This window comes from Bacteroides faecichinchillae JCM 17102 (assembly GCF_000614145.1).
GTDB classification, from domain to species: domain Bacteria; phylum Bacteroidota; class Bacteroidia; order Bacteroidales; family Bacteroidaceae; genus Bacteroides; species Bacteroides faecichinchillae.
Genome location: NZ_BAKK01000026.1, coordinates 16,398 through 39,167 on the forward strand (window position 1 = coordinate 16,398; position 22,770 = coordinate 39,167).

Genomic DNA, 22,770 nt, shown 5'->3' on the forward strand with positions numbered 1-22,770 from the left:
GCATGATCATTATATTAAAATATGTGAGATTGTTAATGGTGATGTGAGTGCTGATGTGGCTACTTGTCCGTTAAGCGCAATCAAAGGATTACTGAATCATCCGCTTACGGATGCAGGATTGAAGAAATTTCTGGAAGATTATAAAAAGGTGAATGGATAGTTTAATATTGAATGTTATTGGGCGCGGATTTTGTATTATTCGCGCCCAATTGCAATTATTTGTTTGATATGAATAGATTTACGGTAAGGTAACTTGAAAATGTGGATTAGGAATATGCTGCGTATGGATAATAAAGATCATCTGGTTTAAAATATCCGGATGTTCTGCAGCTATGTTATTATCTTCGTGGATATCTGTTGCGAGATTATATAAAAAGGGTTCCCCTTTTTTAACTACTAACTTCCAATTTCCCATTCGTACTCCTATTTGGTCTGTTTCGTTAAATTCCCAATATAAAAAGCCATGTTCTTTTTGCCCTTTCTTACCCAATAAAGTAGGAGCGAAGGATATTCCGTCAAAGTAGTTGATTACTTTCTTGGGATTGGCATATTTCGTTTCATAGTCTTTTACACCAATTAATTCGCAGAAAGTAGGCATTATATCGTAGAAAGCACAGATATGGTCATTTACGGTACCTGCAGAAATGTGTCCCGGCCAACGGGCAATAAATGGTATACGGATTCCTCCTTCATAGCATTGTCGTTTTAATCCGCGTAATTTGCCATCTCTGCCAAAGAAAGTCGGATCTGCACCTCCTTCTTCATGAGGGCCATTGTCACTGGAGAAAATAACTAATGTGTTTTTGTCCAAACCTTTTTCTTTCAATTTTTCCAGTATTTCTCCGACGTAATAGTCCAATCGGGTAATCATTCCGGCGAATTGTGCGTGTACGTGGGTAATTGCATTGTATCTGGAACCTTCTTGTCCGCCAAAGCTTTTATCCGGATTAAATTTTGCTTTATATCCGTTTAGGATGGAATCTTCCGGCTGAACTAGCTCTGCGTGGGGTAAAGTATAGGTAAATACTCCAAAGAATGGTTGTTCACCATCTTGCTGATCCAACCATTCCATCGCTTTTTGATGGATTATATCAGCGGAGTATTGTGGTCTTTTGTGATAATCGGGACCATACATCGGATATTTGATATTTTCATCCATGACAACACGTACTGTGCCTGTATCTCCCAATGCTTTGCTATATCTGTTTAGAAAATTAGGATAATATAAATGTGCTTGAAATTGGCAGATGTAACCGAAATATTCATCAATACCCCGTTTGTCGGGTGTAGAACAAGATCCTTCATAGCCTCCTGCCCATTTACCGAACATACCGGTAGTATATCCGTTATCTTTCATTATCTCGGGTAAAATGACATGATTAGGATCATAAGGATGTTGGCCTACAACGGAATACTCTTTGTTGTTGCCATACATTACAGTGGGTACATTTCTCCAATATTCTTTATTTCCTCTGACTTCGCAATGTCCTGTATGTTGTCCTGTCATGAATGACGCTCTGGAAGGAGCGCTGACCGGGCTACCTGCATAAGCTTGTGTAAATCGCATTCCTTCACTGGCCATTGCATCCAGGTGAGGGGTATTGATGAAAGGTTGGCCATAGCATCCTAAATCTCCATATCCCATATCGTCACAAAGGATAAAAATAATATTTGGTTTAGTGCTATTTTTTTGTGCACTGACGGATAATGTAGAAAGTAATAGTGCGCCACTAACCAGAGAAAGTGATTGATAATTCATAATATTCATTATTTGGAGGTATTTGAAACAAAGATACTATTTTCAACTGAATATTTGTTAAAACTACAATCTTAATTTCTATCTTTGCTCGAAAATGTACGACTATGATAACTGAAGAATTACAGAAAATATATCAAACATATACGGGAGCTCCTGCAGAAACGATTAGCGAGTTACCGTCTTCCGGCTCTAATCGCCGTTACTTTCGTCTTTCAGGTGTACAAACATTAATTGGTGTTTACGGTACTTCTGTTGAAGAGAACGAGGCTTTTATTTATATGGCAGATCATTTCCGGAAAGCTGGGATTCCTGTTCCTGAGGTGTATTGTACTTCAAATGATAAAAATTATTATCTACAGGAGGATTTGAATGATACTCTTCTGTTCAATGCTATAGAGAAGGGGCGTGCCACAAGTGTTTTTTCTGAAGAGGAAAAAAATATTGTTACGTAAAACGATACGTTTGCTTCCTGCTATTCAGTTTGCCGGAGCCAATGGATTTGATTTTTCCCGTTGTTATCCTCAGCCCGAATTCAATCAACGTTCTATACTTTGGGACTTGAATTACTTCAAATATTGTTTCCTTAAGGCTACTGGAATGGAGTTTCAGGAGGATAAACTGGAGGATGATTTTCAGAAAATGAGTGATGTTTTGTTGCGTAGTTCTTCTGCTACCTTTATGTATCGTGATTTCCAAAGCCGTAACGTAATGATCAAAGACGGAGAGCCTTGGTTTATAGATTTTCAGGGAGGACGGAAAGGTCCTTTTTATTATGATGTCGCTTCTTTCCTTTGGCAAGCGAAAGCTAAATATCCTGATAGTTTGCGGAGAGAACTTTTGGAGGAATATATGAATGCTTTGCGAAAGTATAAACCGATTGACGAATCTTATTTCTATAGTCAGTTACGGCATTTTGTGCTTTTTCGTACTTTGCAGGTATTGGGAGCTTATGGTTTTAGGGGATACTTTGAGAAGAAGCCTCATTTTATTCAGAGTGTACCTTATGCTATTGAGAACTTACGGGAATTACTGAAAGAAGACTATCCTGAATATCCATATCTTTGCAAAGTATTGAGAGAATTAACCGAACTGAAACAATTTACTGACGATCTGAAAAAACGGCAACTTACTGTTAAGGTGATGAGTTTTGCTTATAAGAAAGGAATTCCTGATGATCCGACGGGCAATGGCGGTGGATACGTCTTTGATTGTCGTGCAGTGAATAATCCGGGTAAATATGAACGTTATAAACCTTTTACCGGATTGGATGAACCTGTTATTAGTTTCTTAGAGGAAGATGGTGAGATTCTTCATTTTTTGGATTCTGCCTATGCATTAGTAGATGCTTCTGTAAAGCGTTACATGGAGCGTGGATTCAGTAATCTTTCTGTGTGTTTCGGTTGTACGGGAGGGCAACACCGCTCTGTTTATTCTGCTCAACATATGGCTGAACATCTAAATCGTAAATTCGGAGTCAAAGTTGAATTGGTGCATCGTGAACAGAATATAGAAAAGACATTTGAAGCAACAGTATGAAAGCTATGATATTTGCGGCCGGCTTGGGAAGTCGGCTGAAGCCTTTGACCGATACAATGCCTAAAGCCTTGGTCCCGGTGGCCGGATGTCCCATGTTGGAACATGTTATCTTAAAATTGAAAGCATCGGGATTCACTAAGATTGTGATTAATATTCATCATTTTGGGAATCAGATCCTTGACTTTTTGAAAGTTAATCATAATTTTGGGCTTAATATTCTCGTTTCCGATGAGAGAGATTACTTACTGGATACAGGGGGCGGTATCAAGAAAGCCCGTTCTTTTTTTGAGGATTCTGACGAACCATTTTTAATTCATAATGTCGATATTCTTTCGGATATCAATCTGAAAGAGTTATATGACTATCATATTCAAAAAGGTGGCGTGGCAACTTTATTGGCTAGTCAGCGTAAAACCTCCCGTTACTTGCTTTTTGATGCAGAGAAAAGACTTTGCGGATGGATTAACAAGGATACGGCGCAAGTAAAACCGGCGGGTTTTCATTATGACGAGACTCTTTATAAAGAATATGCGTTCAGTGGCATTCATGTGCTTTCACCAGCTATTTTCCGATTGATGGATGTTCCATGTTGGGAAGGAAAATTCTCTATTATGGATTTTTATCTTGCTACTTGCCAAGAGACGGAATATAATGGTTATCTTACCGAAAATTTGCAACTGATTGATATTGGTAAACCTGAAACATTGGCATGTGCTGAAGAATTTATTAACGTATCAAGAGTAAATTAGCTATTTAAAGCGTTTTTTCAGACGCGGATTTTTTAGATTTCAGGAACTAAATCTTTAACTCCGCGTTCCATGTCTGAAAAGTTATGTATGTAGACTTTGGGATATTCTTTTTTATTTCTCTTTCATTTATTTGATATTTTCCGATGAAATCGGTAAAAATGGAGAATATTGGAAATTCATTGGTTATTTGTAGACATCAGTCTTACGATTGCTTCCTATCTTTGCTTTCGGTTATCTAACAAATAATATTATGGAAAAAACAAAGTCTAATTTATGTTATCCTCTCGCCGGAGTAGTAGTTATTGCTTCTCTGGCTTCTTGTAATAGTCAGCAGACTGAGAAACAGAAACCCTTGAACATTGTCTATATAATGACGGATGATCATACTGCTCAAATGATGAGTTGCTATGACAATCGCTATGTGGAAACTCCGAATCTTGACCGTATTGCAGCAGATGGAGTACGTTTTACACAAAGCTTTGTTGCAAATTCTTTGAGCGGTCCTAGTCGTGCTTGTATGATTACGGGTAAACATAGTTGTGCCAATAAATTTTATGATAATACCACCTGTGTGTTCGACAGTTCGCAACAAACTTTTCCGAAGTTATTGCAAAAAGTCGGTTACCAGACAGCACTAGTGGGCAAATGGCACTTGGAAAGTCTGCCATCCGGATTCGATTATTGGAAAATCGTTCCCGGCCAAGGTGATTATTACAATCCAGACTTCATCACACAGAATAACGATACTATTGAGAAGCATGGTTACATTACAAATCTTATAACAGACGATGCCATTGACTGGATGGAGAATCAGCGTAATCCTGGCCAACCATTTTGTTTGTTGATTCATCACAAAGCCATTCATCGGAACTGGTTGGCAGATACTTGTAATCTAGCTCTTTATGAAGACAAGACATTCCCTTTACCGGATAATTTCTTCGACAACTACGAGGGGCGTCCGGCAGCTGCCGCACAAGAGATGAGCATTGTGAAAGATATGGATATGATCTATGATCTCAAAATGTTGCGACCTGACAAGAATAGCCGTTTAAAATCTCTTTACGAGAAATATCTTGGAAGAATGGATCAAGCACAACGAGCAGCTTGGGATAAATTTTATGGTCCGATTATAGATGATTTCTATCAGAAGAGTTTACAAGGAAAAGAACTTGCTAACTGGAAATTCCAACGTTATATGCGAGATTATATGAAGACGGTAAAGTCGCTTGACGATAACGTAGGGCGTGTACTTGATTATCTAAAAGAAAAAGGATTGCTTGATAACACATTGGTGGTTTACACTTCTGATCAAGGTTTTTATATGGGTGAGCATGGTTGGTTTGACAAACGCTTTATGTACGAAGAGTCTATGCGTACTCCGTTAATCATGCGATTGCCGAAAGGTTTTGAGCGTAGAGGAGATGTAACCGAGATGGTACAGAATATTGATTATGCGCCTACATTCCTGGAACTTGCCGGTGTGGAAATTCCAGATGATATACAAGGTATTTCATTGGTTCCTTTATTGAAAGGAGAACATCCGGAGAACTGGCGTAAAGCTCTTTACTATCATTTCTATGAGTACCCCGCCGAACACATGGTAAAACGTCACTATGGTATACGTACAGAACGTTATAAATTAATTCACTTCTACAATGATATTGACTGTTGGGAGCTTTATGATTTACAAGCAGATTCGACGGAAATGCATAATCTCTACGGACAAGCTGAATATGAACCTGTTGTAGAAGAACTAAAAAATGAATTGCTGAAACTTCAGGAACAATATAAAGATCCTGTTCGTTTTTCGCCGGAACGTGACAAAGAATGAATCTTTTGAATTGACCAGATGATAAAATACTTATTTATATTATTAACAGCCGTCCTGTCGCCCCTACTGACAGGATGTGCTGAAGCTAACTTAACACACTCAGTAGCTTTGGTTCCGCGCCCGACACAATTAGTGTCGGGTAGCGGGAACTACCTTTTTTCAGAAAAAACTGTATTTGCAGTAGAAAATAAAGAACAAGCAGAAGTAGTAGAACTATTGACCGGATTGTTCACTCGTGCAGCAGGATTTACGCCGGAAATAAAACTAGGAAGTCAGGAAGGTGATATTCGTTTAATAACGGACACTGCATTGAAAGATGAGGCTTATATATTGAAAGTTTCTCCTAAGGAAGTACTAATAAAAGCTTCCAATGGCAAAGGTTTCTTCTATGCTTTGCAGACAATCCGACAGTTATTACCTTCTAATATTGAAAGCGATCGAGTGACCCATGAAAATATACATTGGGAAATTCCTACACTAACCATTGCAGATGAACCTCGTTTCGGTTATCGTGGTATGATGCTTGACGTGGCACGTTATTTTATGCCTAAAGAAAATGTATTGCGTATCATCGACTGTATGGGAATGCTGAAATTGAATAAATTGCATTTTCACTTGGGAGATGATAACGGTTGGCGATTGGAAATCAAAAAGTATCCTCGTTTGACAGAAGTAGGAGCTTGGCGGGTGGATCGCAAAGATATACCTTTCCCTGCTCGCAGAAATCCGGAACCTGGAGAGCCTACTCCGGTAGGAGGATTCTACACACAAGAAGATATAAAAGAAATTGTTACTTATGCTGCGCAGCGGCAAATTGAAGTGATACCGGAAATCGAGATGCCGGCACATAGTAATGCTGCTCTTGCTTCGTATCCTCAACTGGCTTGTCCTGTAGTGGATAAGTTTATAGGTGTACTTCCTGGTTTAGGAGGAGATCATGCCGATATTATCTATTGTGCCGGAAATGATAGTGTTTTCACTTTTCTCCAAAATGTGATTGACGAAATGGTTACACTATTCCCTTCGCAGTACATTCATTTAGGAGGAGATGAGGCATGGAAAACAAACTGGAAGAAATGTCCACTTTGCCAGTCGCGGATAAAGAAGGAACATTTGGCTGACGAGGAAGATCTTCAAGGTTATTTTATGAATCGAATGGCTGGCTATGTGCGTAGTAAAGGCAAAGAAGTAATGGGGTGGGATGAGCTTACAAATAGCAAGCTTCCCGAAGGAGCTATTATTTATGGCTGGCAAGGATACGGACAGGCAGCATTGAAAGCTGCAGCACAGGGACATCGTTTTATCATGACACCCGCACGTGTAATGTATCTGATTCGTTATCAGGGGCCACAATGGTTTGAACCGCTGACTTACTTTGGCAATAATACTTTGAAAGATGTGTATGATTATGAACCGATTCAGGAAAATTGGAAACCAGAATATGCATCCTTGTTGATGGGGGTACAAGCTTCTATGTGGACTGAGTTTTGTAACAAACCTGAGGATGTAGAGTATCAGATATTTCCACGATTGGCAGCATTGGCAGAGGGGGCTTGGGTACAGCCTAAAGATAAGGATTGGCCTTCTTTTTTGGAGGCATTGGACTGTTTTACTGCTCATTTGGACAAGAAAGGAATCACAGTTGCCCGTTCAATGTACAACATCCAACATACAGTAACAGGAAAGATAGATACATCATTAGTCAAATTGGAGTGTATCCGACCGGATGTGGAAATTCGCTTTACTACGGGAGGTATTAAGGAACCTGCAGCAGATTCAGAACTTTATAAAGAACCGATTGTAGTAAAAGGAACAAAGGTAGTTCAATGTGCTACGTTCTCAAAGGGGAAGCAGATGGGAGAGGTGCTGACACTAATTGTATTTCATAATAAAGCAACCGGGAAGCCATTGCTCGGTAATAAACCGAATGAAGCAGTATTAACAAATGGAGTGCGTGGCAGTTTGAAATATACGGATTTTGAGTGGTGTGGTTGGAAGAATAACGATCATATTTCCTTTACTGTTGATTTACAGAAGGGTGAGAAACTGGAAAAGGTTATTATCGGTAGCATTACAAATTATGGCATGGCTGTACATAAACCAAAGTCAATCAGTGTTGCAGTATCGGATGACAATGTTACATACAGGGATATAGCAAGCTTAAACTTTACTCCTGAAGAAATATTTCGTGAAGGAACATTCACAGAGAACCTTGAAATGGATATGAAGGGAGTGACAGCCCGTTATGTTAAAGTGACTGCTGAAGGTGTGGGAGCGTGTCCAGAAAATCATGTTCGTCCAGGTGAAGAATCAAAAGTATATTTTGATGAGGTGATTATTCAATAATTAAGTATATTTGAACAGTAGTGTAATCCGCATGATTTCTAACTACTTTTTAAAAGAATCTAAAGATGAATTTAAAGAAACGATTTTTTCTAATCTTATTGGCAGGAATAACAATCATTCCGGCTACAGCACAGAAACTGTTACTTCCGGAATGGCAAAGTCAATATGCAGTAGGACTAAATAAAGTCGCTCCTCATACTTATGTATGGCCATATGTTAATGCTTCTGATATCGGGAAGCCTGGAGAGTATGAACAGTCTCCATATTATATGAGTTTGAATGGAAAGTGGAAATTTCATTGGGTGAAGAATCCGGATAATCGCCCGAAAAAGTTTTATCAGCCATCATATTATACGGGGGGATGGGCCGATATTAATGTTCCCGGTAATTGGGAACGTCAGGGATATGGTACTGCTATCTATGTGAATGAGACCTATGAATTTGACGATAAGATGTTTCATTTTAAAAAGAATCCACCGTTGGTTCCATTTGAAGAAAATGAAGTTGGTTCTTATCGTCGTACTTTCAATATCCCTGCCAATTGGAAGGGACGACGGGTAGTACTTTGTTGTGAAGGGGTAACTTCTTTCTATTATATATGGGTGAATGGAAAACTACTTGGCTATAATCAAGGGTCTAAAACTGCTGCCGAATGGGATATTACCGATGTATTGAACGAAGGTGAGAATGTAATAGCTATGGAAGTATATCGCTGGAGTTCAGGATCTTATTTGGAATGTCAGGACATGTGGCGGCTTAGTGGTATAGAACGTGATGTGTATCTTTATACTACTCCAAAACAGTATATTGCTGATTATAAAGTGAATGCTTCTTTGGATAAAGATAAATATAAAGATGGTGTCTTCGGGCTTGAAGTAACAGTGGAAGGTCCCTCAACTGCCTCTGGTTCTATATCTTATACATTGAAAGATATTTCAGGAAAAACTGTTTTACAAGATGACATAAACATAAAAGCTCATAGTTTGAGTAACTTTATCGTCTTTGATGAAAAGAAAATACCGGAAGTTAGAGCTTGGAGTGCTGAATATCCTAATCTCTATACTCTAGTTCTCGAGTTGAAAGATGCACAAGGAAAAGTGACCGAATTGACAGGAGGTGAAGTGGGGTTCCGTACTTCGGAAATCAAAGATGGTCGTTTTTGTATCAATGGTGTTCCGGTATTGGTGAAGGGAACCAATCGGCATGAACATTCACAAATGGGACGTACGGTAAGCAAGGAACTGATGGAACAGGATATTAAGTTGATGAAGCAGCATAATATTAATCTTGTTCGTAATTCACATTATCCTACGCATCCATATTGGTATCAGCTTTGTAATCGTTATGGATTATATATGATTGATGAAGCGAACATTGAATCGCATGGAATGGGGTATGGTCCTGCTTCTTTAGCTAAAGACAGTACTTGGCTGACAGCCATATGGACCGTACACAACGAATGTATGAACGTTCAAAAAATCACCCTGCGATTGTAATCTGGTCATTGGGAAATGAGGCAGGAAACGGTATCAACTTTGAACGTACTTATGATTGGCTGAAATCTGTAGATCAATCACGCCCCGTTCAATATGAGCGTGCCGAATTAAATTATAATACGGATATCTATTGTCGTATGTACCGCAGTGTGGACGAGATCAAAGACTATGTAACCAGAAAAGATATTACCCGTCCCTTTATACTTTGTGAATATCTTCATGCTATGGGTAATAGCTGTGGAGGATTGAAAGAGTATTGGGATGTTTTTGAGAACGAACCGATGGCGCAAGGTGGGAATGTGTGGGATTGGGTAGATCAATCTTTTCGTGAAATAGATAAAAATGGTAAATGGTATTGGACATATGGCGGTGATTACGGACCGGAAGGAGTACCTAGTTTTGGTAATTTCTGTTGTAATGGATTGGTAAATGCAGATCGTGAACCACATCCGCATTTACTTGAAGTAAAGAAGATCTATCAGAATATCAAAGCCATTTTGCTGACTCCGAAAAATATGAAACTTCGTATCAAGAATTGGTATGACTTCTCTAATTTGAACGAATATGTCTTGCATTGGGATGTAACTACCGATCAGGGGGAGAAACTGACGGAAGGAACAAAGGTGTAGATTGTGAACCTCATGCTACGATAGACATAGCATTGGGTAATGTGAAACTTCCGGATACGGTTCGTGAGGCTTATCTGAATATGAGTTGGACAAGGAAAGAGGCTTCTCCAATGATTAATAAGACTTGGGAAGTGGCATATGATCAATTTATCCTTCCAGGCAATAAAAGCTTAGTCACTTATTGTCCACAGAAGACAGGAGAAACAGCATTTGTAGTAGATGAGAAAACAGGCTCTTTATCCTCTTTGACCTTAGACGGGAAGGAATTGCTAGCTACTCCTGTTACGTTGAGTCTTTTCCGTCCCGCTACAGATAATGATAATCGAGATAAGAATGGTGCTAAACTATGGCGGAATGCTGGATTGGATAATTTGACGCAGAAGCTTGTTTCGTTAAAGGAGCATACCGAATCGACTACAGCACAAGTAGAAATTCTCAATGTAAAAGGACAAAAAGTCGGGCAGGCGGAATTCGTCTATATTCTTGATAAGAATGGAGCAGTAAAAGTTCGTACTACTTTCCAACCGGACACGACAATTGTGAAGTCAATGGCACGTTTAGGACTTACATTCCAGATGAACGATGCGTTTAATGATATTTCTTATCTGGGACGTGGTGATAATGAAACGTATATTGATCGTAATCAATCGGGTAGAATCAGTATCAATCGAACAACTCCCGAACGTATGTTTCACTACTATGTAACTCCGCAATCTACGGGTAACCGTACAGATGTACGCTGGGCGAAATTGACGGATCAATCTGGTGAAGGACTATTTTTTGAATCAAATGTGCCTTTTCAATTGAGTATAATTCCGTTCTCAGATATATTATTAGAGAAAGCACGTCATATTAATGAATTGGAACGGGATGGAATGGTTACAGTACATTTGGATGCCAAACAAGCTGGAGTAGGTACTGCAACCTGTGGACCGAGTGTTCTGCCACAATATCTGGTGCCGTTAAAGAAACAGAGTTTTGAATTTACTCTTTGTCCGGTGAAACAAGCATTAAATAAATAATGGGTTAAATTAATATATTGAAATAATGAATAAGCTACTGATTTCCCTTTTCTTGTCCTCTGTCATTGCGTTAGGGGGACAGGCACAGAAGAAAGAAAACTACTATGTGAAGTATGTAGAATTCCCTCAGCATGCTACTCTTGAACAGAAAATAGATTTAGCTGCCAGACTGACCCCCACTCCCCAACAGTATGCGTGGCAACAAATGGAACTAACTGCTTTTCTTCACTTCGGTATCAATACTTTTACCGGACGTGAATGGGGGGACGGAAAGGAAAATCCAAAGTTCTTTAATCCTTCCCAATTGGACGCTGGACAGTGTATGTAGTCTTAAAAAGGCTGGGTTTAAAATGGTGATTTTGACAGCGAAACATCATGATGGGTTCTGTCTGTGGCCCACAGCTACAACGAAACACTCCGTCGCTTCTTCTTCCTGGAAAAATGGTCAGGGAGATGTCGTGAAAGAACTTAGGGAGGCGTGCAATAAGTATGATATGAAGTTTGGAGTTTACCTTTCTCCATGGGACAGAAATGCGGAATGTTATGGAGATTCTCCTCGTTACAATGAATTCTTTATCCAGCAGCTGACTGAATTGCTGACTAATTATGGGGAGGTACATGAAGTTTGGTTTGATGGTGCAAACGGAGAGGGACCGAATGGAAAGAAGCAAGTCTATGATTGGGAGGCTTTTTATAATACGATTCAACGATTGCAGCCGAAAGCTGTGATGGCGATCATGGGGGATGATGTTCGTTGGGTAGGTAATGAGAAAGGGTTGGGACGTGAAACAGAATGGAGTGCAACTGTATTAGCACCTGGTATTTACAAACGTTCGGATGAAAGTAATAACCGCTTAGGGATATCTAGCTTGTCGACAGATTTGGGAAGTCGTGACATGTTGGAAAAGGCGACAGAATTATTTTGGTATCCTTCAGAAGTGGATGTTTCTATTCGTCCGGGGTGGTTTTATCATGCTGAAGAAGATAATAAAGTAAAATCGCTCAAACATTTGACTGATATTTATTTTCAATCAGTTGGCTATAATTCAGTGCTTTTATTGAATATACCTCCTGATCGTAGGGGATTGATTCATGAAGCGGATGTTAAACGTTTGATGGAGTTTGCTGCCTATCGGAAGCAGGTATTTTCAGATAATAAGATAAAGAAAGGTCGTAAATATTGGAATGCAGCTCCGGGAAGTGAAAAAGTATATGCTTTGAGACCGAAATCGCAGATTAATGTAGTGATGATTCAAGAAGATATAACAAAAGGTCAGAGGGTAGAAAATTTTACAGTAGAGGCACTGACGGATAATGGCTGGAAAGAAGTTGGAAAGGGTACGACGATAGGGTATAAGCGTTTGTTACGTTTCCCAACAGTTCAGGCCAATCAATTACGAATCAAAATAGATAAATGTCGTCTGAATTCAAATATTAGTCAGGTTGCTGCATACTATGCAGAGCCTCTTTTGGAAGGGGTTCAGAGAGAAGATTGGAATACATTACCTCGTTCGGAATGGAAAATGTTGTCAGCTTCTCCATTAACAATTGATCTTGGTAAGGAGGTTGTTCTGTCAGCATTTACCTATGCACCACAGAATGCGGAAGCGAAGCCGACTATGGCATATCGTTATAAGTTTTATGTAAGTGTGGATGGTAAGAAATGGCAGGAAGTGTCTACTAATGGTGAGTTCAGTAATATTATGCATAATCCGTTACCTCAAACTATTTCTCTCGGAGAAAAAGTTTCGGCACGTTTTATCAGGCTGGAAGCTACTACGCCGACTTCAACCATGGCTAAAGTAGAAATGAATGAAATAGGAGTGACGATTAATAAATAATGATATGAAGAAAGAATTTTATGGAATATTGCCACTGGCTTTGACTTCTTGTTTGGTTTCTCAGGCAACACCACAGGAAAAACAAAAGGATCATCCTAATGTCGTTTTTATCTATGCAGATGATATTGGTTATGGAGATTTGAGTTGTAACGGAACAAAAACAATTCATACTCCGAATGTAGAGCGCCTTGCTGCTATGGGAATACGTTTTACGAATGCACATAGTGCTGCTGCTACGAGTACTCCTTCCCGCTATGCAATGCTGACAGGTGAATATGCTTGGCGAAAGGCAGGAACGGGGATAGCGGATGGTGATGCAGCTTCTATTATCCGTCCGGAACGTTATACTATGGCAGATATGTTTAAAGACGCGGGCTATCGAACAGGAGTAGTTGGCAAATGGCATTTGGGGCTTGGAGACAAAGGGGGAGAACAGGATTGGAACAAACCTTTGAAACCTGGAACTAATGATATAGGTTTTGAATATTCATTTATAATGGCAGCTACAGGCGATAGAGTACCTTGTGTGTTTGTAGAAAATGATCAGGTGATTAATTTAGATCCGAATGATCCTTTACAAGTGAGTTATAAAAAGAATTTTCCTGGTGAGCCTACAGGAAAAGATAATCCTGAAATGTTGAAAATGCACCCTTCTCATGGACACAATCAAAGTATTGTGAATGGAATTTCTCGTATTGGATATATGAAAGGAGGAAAGTCGGCCTTGTGGCAGGATGATCAAATTGCCGAGACATTGACCGGTAAAGCTGTTTCCTTTATTGAAGAACGCAAAGATACACCTTTCTTCTTGTATTTTGCTACTCAAGATGCACACGTCCCTCGTGTGCCGGGTGCACAGTTTGCAGGGAAAAGTGGAATGGGACCTCGTGGAGATTGTTTGCTCGAATTTGACTGGTCGGTGGGTGAGATTTTGAATGCGTTAGAACGTTTAGGATTGGATAAGAATACTTTGGTGATACTTTCCAGTGATAATGGTCCGGTAGTAGATGACGGATATAAAGACCGAGCTGTAGAACTATTGGGAGATCATAAACCTGGAGGCATTTATCGAGGTGGAAAGTATAGTGCTTATGAGGCAGGTACAAGGATTCCTTGTATTTGGAGTTGGAAGAACGTGATTAAACCTGGAATTGTTTCAAATGCGTTGCTTTGCCAGATAGATTGGTTTGCAACTTTGGCAGAAATATTGAATGTCCGTTTGCCGGAAGGTGCAGCTCCGGATAGTGAACCGATGTTGAAAGCTTGGACGGGTAAACAAAAGAAAGGGAGAGAATGGTTAGTGCTCCAGAATGCCCAGAATAATTTATCGGTTACTGATGGCGTGTGGAAATATCTTCGTCCCGGAAAAGGTCCGGAATATAACAAACAAGTGAATATTGAATTGGGAAATAGCCAGGAACCACAGCTATATGATTTGAGAAAAGATCCGATGGAGAAGAATAATCTGGCAGGAAAAAAGCCTGAATTAGTTAAGAAGATGGCAGAACAGTTGGACAAGATAGTTGATGGTCGTTATGGTCTGCCCTTATCGAGATAGGAAAGGAATGCATAGAGAGTAGCAGTTGGACTGGTGGTTTCGATTAGAGAATCGGCCGCTGGTCCTTTTTTCTAAACTAAATCGTTACTTGTCTGTTATTCTTTATAAAAAAGATAGAACTTATGCTAGTAGTTGATTTAGGAAAATGGATGAATAAAATCCTGATAGATTGGGGAATGGAACCCAAAATGGCGAATCGGTTTGATGAAACGGTAATCGCTATATTAATGATTGTTATTGCAGTTGGACTAGATTATCTCTGTCAAGCGATTTTTGTGGGAGGAATGCGACAATATACCCGTCGGAAACCACATGTGTGGAATACTTTACTGATGAAACGTAGAGTGTTTCATAATTTGATTCATACGATTCCCGCTATCCTGATTTATGCTATGTTGCCAATGGCTTTTATTCGCGGGAAAGAATTGTTACTTATTTCTCAAAAAGCTTGTACCATTTATATTATTTTTTCCCTATTGTTAGCTATTAACGGTATCTTATTGATGATTATGGACATTTATGATGGAAAAAAGTCAATGAGGAACCGGCCGATGAAAGGGTTTATTCAAGTGTTACAAGTAATTCTTTTTTTTGTTGGTGGCATTGTTATCATTTCTATTATTGTGAATAAATCGCCGGCTAGTCTATTTGCAGGTTTGGGAGCTTCTGCTGCTATTTTGATGTTGGTATTTAAAGATTCTATTTTGGGGTTTGTTGCAGGTATTCAACTTTCTGCAAATGATATGATTCGTCCAGGGGATTGGGTAACTCTTCCTTCGGGTGATGCAAATGGTATTGTGCAGGAAATTACACTAAATACGGTTAAGATTCAAAATTTTGATAATACAATTTCTACAATTCCGCCTTATACGTTGGTAAGTAGCTCTTTTCAAAATTGGAGAGGGATGGTGGAATCCGGTGGACGTCGGGTAATGAAGAATATTACGTTGGATTTGACAACACTCCAATTTTGCACTCCGGATATGTTGGACCGTTATCGGAAAGAAATCCCTTTAATGGCCGATTATCAGCCTGATCAAGGAGTTATTCCTACTAATTCTCAGGTGTATCGCGTATATATAGAAAGATATTTATGTAGCCTTCCGATCGTAAATCAGGATTTGGATTTGATAATTAGTCAGAAGGAAGCTACAATGTACGGAGTACCTATACAGGTATATTTCTTTTCCAGAAATAAAATTTGGAAAGAATATGAGCGCATTCAGTCAGATATATTCGATCACTTGTTGGCAATGGTACCGAAATTCGATCTGAAGGTTTATCAATATTCGGATTAGTGTTTCTTGAATTACATTTTGAACATAATATCTAATTTTCAACTATATCAAGTAGTTCTCAGGAGGTTTTTAAGACCATTATTTAGTTGTTTCTCAGCTATTAATAGTCTATGTTTTAAGTATTAATAATCAGTTTCTCAGACATTAATAGACTTTGTCAGTGTTGTAATGTGCTGAAAATGTGTAAAATATACGTTTAGAAACATTTTGTTGTATTGTATATGATGAATTATTTATTGATTAATGCAAGATTAATTCAAAATCAGTATAAATAGGCAGATGATCACTGATTCCTCCTTGATATTTCATGCCTTTATAGGTGCGAAAGGGCTCATTATCACCATATTTTTCGTCTTTGGTGAAAAGAAATGGAAGGCGGGAGATATCTGCTTTTTTGTCACTAGTGTAGAAATCGCTGGATTCATTAAGTAATGTACCCGATACGATCAGGTGATCGAGTAATCCCCATTCTCCATGATACTTGTAAGAACCGAAATTGCGAGACTTTGCTTTACGGGCAAGGAGATGATAGAGTTTTAATGGAGAAATAGATGGTATGGAAGAGTTTCTTGAAGTTACAGAAATCAGTTTTGTAATGGGCACCTCTTGTGCATCTAATACTTTCTGGATAGATTTATTAGTAGGATAGTCATTGAAATCTCCCATTATAATTAGCTGGGGATGGAGACGTGTATGTAAAATACTATCGGCAGCTGTATGTAGAATCTGAGCGGTATAGAGACGATAAGGTTCAGATTCTTTAGCTCCACCTGAACGTGATGGAAAATGGCAGACTATTACATCTAAAGTGTCTCCCGTTAATAGTAAACCACAGACATGTAACAGATCTCTCGTGGGACGATGTTGTTTGAAAGGGGGAATCGTTATAGAGCGGGAAGTTAAGAGTTTGAATACATCTCTTTGATAGAGTAAAGCGACATCTATACCTCGTTCATCGGGAGAATGAGTTATAATATAACGATACCCCAATTCTTTTAAGGGAGAACGTCGGGTGAGATCACGTAATACGGAATCATTTTCAACTTCACAGAGTCCTACTAAAGCGGGAGGAGTCCATTCTCCAACTGCTGTGATTACTCGAGCAATCTCATTTAATTTCTTTTTATATTTCGTATAATTCCAATGGCGGATCGCATCGGGAAGAAATTCATAGTCATTCTTTAAGGTATCATGATGAGTGTCGAAAAGATTTTCTAAATTCCATTCCATAATACGAAATGGTATACGAGTCTTCATGGACATTTCTTGTGTCTGTCCCAGACTAAGAGAAACGATAAAGAAAGACATAGCAAAAAAGATTATGGCAGTAGCTAATTCTTTTTTGCTATCGCCATAACCTTTATGTGAATTTATCTGTCTGTTACTTCTTGGCAGGAACATGTACCAGAATATCCAACAAGTGCTTCCAGAACTTCTCTACAGTAGGGATTAACATCCTTTCGTCAGGAGAGTGTACTCCAATAAGAGTCGGTCCGAAAGAAACCATATCTAGGTTAGGATATTTATCTAGGAACAGACCGCATTCCAATCCTGCATGGATTGCTTTTACTTTAGCTTCTACTCCGAACAAACGTTTATAAGATTCGGTCGCTACTTCCAGAATAGCTGAATGCGGATTGGGTTTCCAACCGGGATAACCTTCACCGAAAGTAACAATAGCACCTGCTAATTGGAAAACAGCGCGAACAGTGTTTGCCATATCATTACGAGCAGACAGGATAGAGCTACGTTGGCTTGTCTCGATGCGAATAATGTGGTTAGGTTTCATCTTGACAGATGCAAGATTTGTAGAAGTTTCTACCAATCCTGGAATATCTTGGCTCATAGCATATACACCATGTGGAACTGCATATAATGCTTTTAACAAGCGTGATGTGGTATCTTGGTCTATCGCAGTGGAACGAGGAGACTCTGATTCGAGGATCAGTTCCAGGTCCGGTTCAATAACAGCAAGTTCATTTTCTATTTCACTGATGAAGATGTTCAGTTCAGTGCGAACATCATGCTTTGCAGCTTCGGGCACAGCACAGACGGCATATGCTTCGCGAGGGATGGCATTACGTAAATTACCTCCATTAATCTCGCAAAGATACAAATCTTGTCTGGCGGCCATACGACTAAGGAAACGGTTTAATATCTTGTTTGCATTTCCTCTGCCCAGATGAATATCAGCACCGGAATGTCCACCTTTCAAACCTTTTACTTCTACTTTAAAGAAGTAATATCCGGCAGGAACTTCTACATCTTTGTATTCGAATTCCGCAACAGAGTCAATACCTCCGGCACATCCGATAAAAATTTCTCCTTCATCTTCTGAGTCAAGATTCAACAGGATATCACCACTCATAAAGCCTTCTTTAAGGGCAAAAGCTCCGGTCAGTCCGGTTTCTTCGTCTACAGTAAAAAGACATTCCAACGGACCATGTTCAATACTGTCATCAGCAAGAATGGCAAGTTCGGTGGCTACACCGATACCATTGTCGGCCCCAAGAGTTGTTCCTTTAGCTTTCAGCCATTCTCCATCTATTTCAGTTTCAATGGGATCGGTCAGGAAATCATGTTGAACATTGTTGTTCTTTTCGCACACCATATCGATATGTGACTGCAATACGACGGTCTGGAGATTTTCTTTTCCTGGGGTAGCAGGTTTCTTGATCAGAACGTTACCTGATTCATCTACTTTGGTTTCCAGGTTATGTTTAGCTCCGAATGCCTTCAGGTAGGCAATCATTTTCTCTTCCTTCTTCGAAGGGCGAGGCACTTGACAAATTTCTTCGAAATACTTAAATACGCCAGCCGGCTTTAAATCTTTTTTTTCCATGCTATTTTAATTTATAAATAGAAATAGAGAGGCTATTCTTAGTCTCTTTTATTGCTAAATATGGTTAATTTGATTGACTTATCTGAACTCATATCTCATTAAAGCCTATCTTTGCACTCACAAAATTAATAGAAATGGTTGAGACTATACTGATAACTTTGTTAATAGTTGCTATTTCCCTTGTATTATTAGGGGTGAAAGTATTCTTTACGAAGAGCGGGAAGTTCCCGAATGGTCATGTGAGTGGAAATAAAGCGTTGCGTAAAAAGGGGATAGGTTGTGTACAATCACAAGATCGGGAAGCGCAGAAGAAGTCACGTTTTTCTATTGAGGAATTGGAAAAAGCCTTAAACGATAGTATGAACTAATTAATTAAAAACAATATTTTATGGTTATGAATAGAATGAACTACCTCATGAACGGTTTGGCTGCTCTTGCGTTCATTATTTTATTTTCACAATGCGCTGGCAAAGCTGATAATCAAACTGCTACTACTACTCCAACTCAAACTAATGCCGAACTTGCAGGAATTAAAATTGCTTATGTTGAAATAGATACGCTATTGACTAAATACAACTTCTGTATTGACTTGAATGAAGCAATGATGAAAAAGAATGAGAATATTCGATTAACATTGACAGAAAGAGCTAATGCTTTGAAAAAGGAACAACAGGAATGGCAGAAGAAGTATGAAAATAATGCTTTCCTTTCACCAGAAAGAGCTCAACAAGAATATAATCGTCTTACTAAAATGGAACAGGATTTACAGGAGCTTAGTACTAAACTTCAAAATGGTTTGATGGAAGAAAATAACAAAAACAGTTTGATGTTTCGTGATTCTATCAATGCTTTCTTGAAAGAATATAATAAGGCACATGGTTATAACCTGATTTTTAGCAATACAGGATTTGATAATTTGCTATATGCTGATAGCGTTTTTAATATTACTAAAGAAATTGTAGATGGATTGAATGCTAGATATTCATCTCCTTCTAAGAAATAAAAATATTCATAAATAACTCCTTTCCTTTCTATAGGGGAGGAGTTCACTTTTTTATATTTCTTGTGTGCCTGTTTAAAACTGTAAAGTTGCAAATAGGCTTTTTTTATTGTTTCTCTTTCTCCTCTTCTTGAGGAATTCGGAAAGCGGTGTAGAGTTCTAGAACCGCTGCTATGGTAAGACAGGCAATCCATTCATTTCCATGGGTGGTAAACATAAAAGCTCCGGTTAAGACCAATGCGAGTGCTCCGAATATTTGTTGGATACGCAAACGTTTAAGGGTTTTGCTTTTTCCTTTAACTGGAGTATTTACTTGTGCCAATGCAATAAATCCGGCTCCGATAGTATATATGTAAGGAGCATAAATCCAACCGGTAATGTAAATCGCAGCTCCGGTGAGAGCCATTACAGCTCCTACAATAAAAAGGGCGGGTACTAATTGCTTCATTGATTATCTTCAAAAACGTAAATATCTTCGTTCGGCTTCTTCATCAGATATTTCTCTCGAGCTATTTGCTCGATTGCATCTGGATTAGAGTTTAGTTCGTTGAGACGTTTGGTGTTCTCTTCGTAATCTCCCCGATATTTCTCTATCTCTTCTTTTAATTGGCTGATTTCCCGTTCATATCCAAAGCGGCGGACCAGACTGTTTTCGTCCAGAAAGCCAATGATAACAGCAAATGCACTAATAGTAATAATATACTTGTGCTTGCATATAAAATTCCAGATAGTGATGAGTTTGCCCATAAATTCTCTTTTTTATATCTGCAAAGATAAGACTAATAACTTAAAAACTTATAGCTTCGGGTTTAAAACTTCTCTATCTAACCTTTATTACTTATCACTTTTTTGTGTACATTTGCACTGAAAGCGATAAATGGTCTTACCTGCATTGATCAGGTATGCTTTAATTTACTTTATTCGCTCTATTTTTCAGAAACTCAAAAACAGAGAGAACCCCGGATATGGAAAACTATATTGTATCAGCTCGTAAATATCGTCCGTCCACTTTTGAATCAGTGGTAGGGCAACGAGCACTGACTACTACACTGAAGAATGCAATTGCTACACAGAAACTGGCTCATGCTTATTTGTTTTGCGGACCACGCGGAGTGGGCAAGACGACATGTGCACGTATTTTCGCCAAGACCATAAATTGTATGACGCCTACTGCAGATGGTGAGGCGTGTAACGAATGTGAATCTTGTATTGCTTTCAATGAGCAGCGGTCATATAATATACACGAACTTGATGCTGCTTCCAATAATTCGGTGGATGATATTCGCCAATTAGTGGAGCAAGTGCGTATTCCGCCACAGATTGGTAAGTACAAGGTTTACATCATTGATGAGGTTCATATGCTTTCAGCGTCTGCTTTTAATGCATTTCTGAAAACCTTGGAAGAACCACCTCGTCATGCAATTTTTATTCTTGCTACAACAGAGAAACATAAGATTCTTCCTACGATTCTTTCTCGTTGCCAGATTTATGATTTCAACCGAATCGGCGTTGAAGATACGGTGGAACATCTGTCGTATGTTGCTTCAAAAGAAGGAATTATGGCAGAGCCAGAAGCTTTAAACGTGATTGCTCTGAAAGCGGATGGAGGTATGCGTGATGCGTTGTCTATTTTCGATCAGGTAGTGAGTTTTACGGGGGGAAATATCACCTATAAAAGTGTGATTGAGAATCTCAATGTCCTGGATTATGAATATTACTTTCGTTTGACTGATTGTTTTTTGGAAAATAAGGTAAGTGATGCATTGTTGCTTTTCAATGATGTGTTGAATAAGGGATTTGATGGAAGTCATTTTATTACAGGTCTTTCTTCTCATTTTCGTGATTTGTTGGTAAGCAAAGATATTGTTACTATCTCGTTGTTAGAAGTAGGGGCCAGTATACGCCAACGTTATCAGGAACAGGCCCAAAAATGCCCGTTGCCTTTCTTATATCGTGCTATGAAGTTGTGCAATGATTGCGATTTAAATTATCGTGCTAGCAAAAATAAACGTTTGCTGGTTGAATTGGCTTTGATACAGGTTGCACAACTTACTGCCGAGGGAGATGACCTAAGTGGTGGGCGTAGCCCTAAAAAGACTCTAAACCCAGTATTTACTCAACCTGCTGTTGCTCAGCAACCGCAGGTTAATACTACATCACCTGCTCATCAGTCTGTAGTTCACCCAACTTCATCAATGGTTGGAACGAAAGCTCCTAACAGTGCTGCTACAACTCGACAATCACAGGTGGCTGCAACAACAGTTGCAAAATCCGCAACTCCTTCTGCAGGTACATCGAATGTCGCTTCTCAGGGAGTAGGAATCTCACCTATAGTTAGAGAGGAGAAGAAGATTCCAGTAATGAAGATGTCGAGTTTGGGGGTATCTATCAAACATCCTCAACGGGAACAGATTACTCAAAATGTAACTACAACTAATGTTACTAATGTTCAAGTGCAATCGGAAGAGGATTTTATATTCAACGATCGAGATTTGAATTATTATTGGCAGGAATATGCCGGGCAGTTACCTAAAGAACAAGTAGCTATTGCTAAACGTATGCAAGGGCTTCGTCCTGTGCTAATAGGTAATTCGACCTCTTTTGAAGTAGTAGTTGATAATGAGATTGCTGCTAGGGATTTTACAGCTTTGATTCCTGAAATTCAAGATTATCTTCGTAGAGGTTTGAAGAATAGTAAAGTGTTGATGACTGTACGGGTGAGTGCACCCACTGAGACGATTCGGGCTGTAGGTCGTGTTGAAAAGTTCCAGATGATGGCGCAAAAGAATCAAGCATTAATGCAATTAAAAGATGAGTTTGGATTGGAGCTTTATTAGTATATTAAGGTTTGTTTTGTTAGTTG

The 22,770-nt window shown here is 39.0% G+C and carries 13 protein-coding genes and 4 pseudogenes; 12 read left to right on the top strand and 5 right to left on the bottom strand.

Going from position 1 to position 22,770, the window contains the following annotated elements:
- Positions 1-40: 40 nt before the first annotated feature.
- Positions 41-160 (top strand): annotated as a pseudogene (locus tag JCM17102_RS31755) (fructose-6-phosphate aldolase); the annotation flags it as partial.
- 78 nt (positions 161-238) lie between these two features.
- Here the strand turns inward: JCM17102_RS31755 and JCM17102_RS13330 are convergent.
- Positions 239-1,759: an arylsulfatase gene (locus tag JCM17102_RS13330; RefSeq protein WP_025075494.1), complete on the bottom strand. Its 1,521-nt coding sequence runs from the start codon at positions 1,757-1,759 to the stop codon at positions 239-241.
- Between the two features lie 104 nt (positions 1,760-1,863).
- Between JCM17102_RS13330 and JCM17102_RS27615 the strand changes: the two are divergent.
- The 8 genes and pseudogenes from JCM17102_RS27615 to JCM17102_RS13370 all read left to right on the top strand — a co-directional run bounded on the left by JCM17102_RS27615 (position 1,864) and on the right by JCM17102_RS13370 (position 16,065).
- A pseudogene (locus JCM17102_RS27615) lies at positions 1,864-3,295 on the top strand (RapZ C-terminal domain-containing protein).
- Positions 3,292-4,044: a nucleotidyltransferase family protein gene (locus JCM17102_RS13340; protein WP_025075495.1), complete on the top strand. Its 753-nt coding sequence runs from the start codon at positions 3,292-3,294 to the stop codon at positions 4,042-4,044. The pseudogene JCM17102_RS27615 and the gene JCM17102_RS13340 overlap by 4 nt, the downstream one beginning before the upstream one ends.
- A 250-nt stretch (positions 4,045-4,294) precedes the next feature.
- Positions 4,295-5,875, top strand: coding sequence for a sulfatase family protein (locus tag JCM17102_RS13345; protein WP_025075496.1), 1,581 nt, complete (start codon positions 4,295-4,297; stop codon positions 5,873-5,875).
- An 18-nt stretch (positions 5,876-5,893) separates the two neighbouring features.
- Positions 5,894-8,221 carry a glycoside hydrolase family 20 protein gene (locus tag JCM17102_RS13350; RefSeq protein ID WP_025075497.1) on the top strand — a complete coding sequence of 776 codons (2,328 nt, stop codon included), beginning with the start codon at positions 5,894-5,896 and terminating at the stop codon, positions 8,219-8,221.
- Positions 8,222-8,286: 65 nt separating this feature from the next.
- Positions 8,287-11,368: pseudogene (locus tag JCM17102_RS27620) on the top strand (glycoside hydrolase family 2 TIM barrel-domain containing protein).
- A gap of 25 nt (positions 11,369-11,393) precedes the next feature.
- Positions 11,394-13,209: pseudogene (locus JCM17102_RS27625) on the top strand (alpha-L-fucosidase).
- Between the two features lie 4 nt (positions 13,210-13,213).
- The gene (locus tag JCM17102_RS13365; RefSeq protein ID WP_025075498.1) at positions 13,214-14,767 is read left to right on the top strand and encodes a sulfatase family protein; all 1,554 of its coding nucleotides are present in this window, start codon (positions 13,214-13,216) and stop codon (positions 14,765-14,767) included.
- Between the two features lie 122 nt (positions 14,768-14,889).
- Positions 14,890-16,065, top strand: a complete 1,176-nt coding sequence (locus JCM17102_RS13370) for a mechanosensitive ion channel family protein (protein WP_025075499.1) — start codon at positions 14,890-14,892, stop codon at positions 16,063-16,065.
- Positions 16,066-16,305: 240 nt separating this feature from the next.
- Here JCM17102_RS13370 and JCM17102_RS13375 read toward each other — a convergent pair whose 3' ends face one another.
- Entirely contained in the window at positions 16,306-17,466 is a 1,161-nt protein-coding gene (locus JCM17102_RS13375) for an endonuclease/exonuclease/phosphatase family protein (RefSeq protein WP_025075500.1), read from the bottom strand.
- Positions 17,447-18,907, bottom strand: a complete 1,461-nt coding sequence (locus JCM17102_RS13380) for an aminoacyl-histidine dipeptidase (protein WP_025075501.1) — start codon at positions 18,905-18,907, stop codon at positions 17,447-17,449. Before JCM17102_RS13380 ends, JCM17102_RS13375 begins: the two co-directional genes overlap by 20 nt.
- Before the next feature lie 134 nt (positions 18,908-19,041).
- Between JCM17102_RS13380 and JCM17102_RS13385 the strand changes: the two genes are divergently transcribed.
- Both JCM17102_RS13385 and JCM17102_RS13390 read left to right on the top strand, forming a co-directional pair.
- The gene (locus tag JCM17102_RS13385) at positions 19,042-19,275 is read left to right on the top strand and encodes a hypothetical protein (RefSeq protein ID WP_025075502.1); all 234 of its coding nucleotides are present in this window, start codon (positions 19,042-19,044) and stop codon (positions 19,273-19,275) included.
- A 26-nt stretch (positions 19,276-19,301) separates the two neighbouring features.
- The gene (locus tag JCM17102_RS13390) at positions 19,302-19,910 is read left to right on the top strand and encodes an OmpH/Skp family outer membrane protein (RefSeq protein WP_025075503.1); all 609 of its coding nucleotides are present in this window, start codon (positions 19,302-19,304) and stop codon (positions 19,908-19,910) included.
- Positions 19,911-20,013: 103 nt separating this feature from the next.
- On the opposite strand, the gene JCM17102_RS13395 is transcribed toward JCM17102_RS13390, so the two are convergent.
- Together JCM17102_RS13395 and JCM17102_RS13400 are read right to left on the bottom strand one after the other, a co-directional pair.
- Positions 20,014-20,355: a hypothetical protein gene (locus JCM17102_RS13395; RefSeq protein WP_025075504.1), complete on the bottom strand. Its 342-nt coding sequence runs from the start codon at positions 20,353-20,355 to the stop codon at positions 20,014-20,016.
- Positions 20,352-20,654, bottom strand: coding sequence for an FtsB family cell division protein (locus JCM17102_RS13400; protein WP_025075505.1), 303 nt, complete (start codon positions 20,652-20,654; stop codon positions 20,352-20,354). The genes JCM17102_RS13395 and JCM17102_RS13400 overlap by 4 nt, the downstream gene beginning before the upstream one ends.
- Before the next feature lie 218 nt (positions 20,655-20,872).
- Between JCM17102_RS13400 and JCM17102_RS13405 the strand changes: the two genes are divergently transcribed.
- Entirely contained in the window at positions 20,873-22,744 is a 1,872-nt protein-coding gene (locus JCM17102_RS13405) for a DNA polymerase III subunit gamma/tau (RefSeq protein ID WP_025075506.1), read from the top strand.
- Positions 22,745-22,770 lie beyond the last annotated feature (26 nt).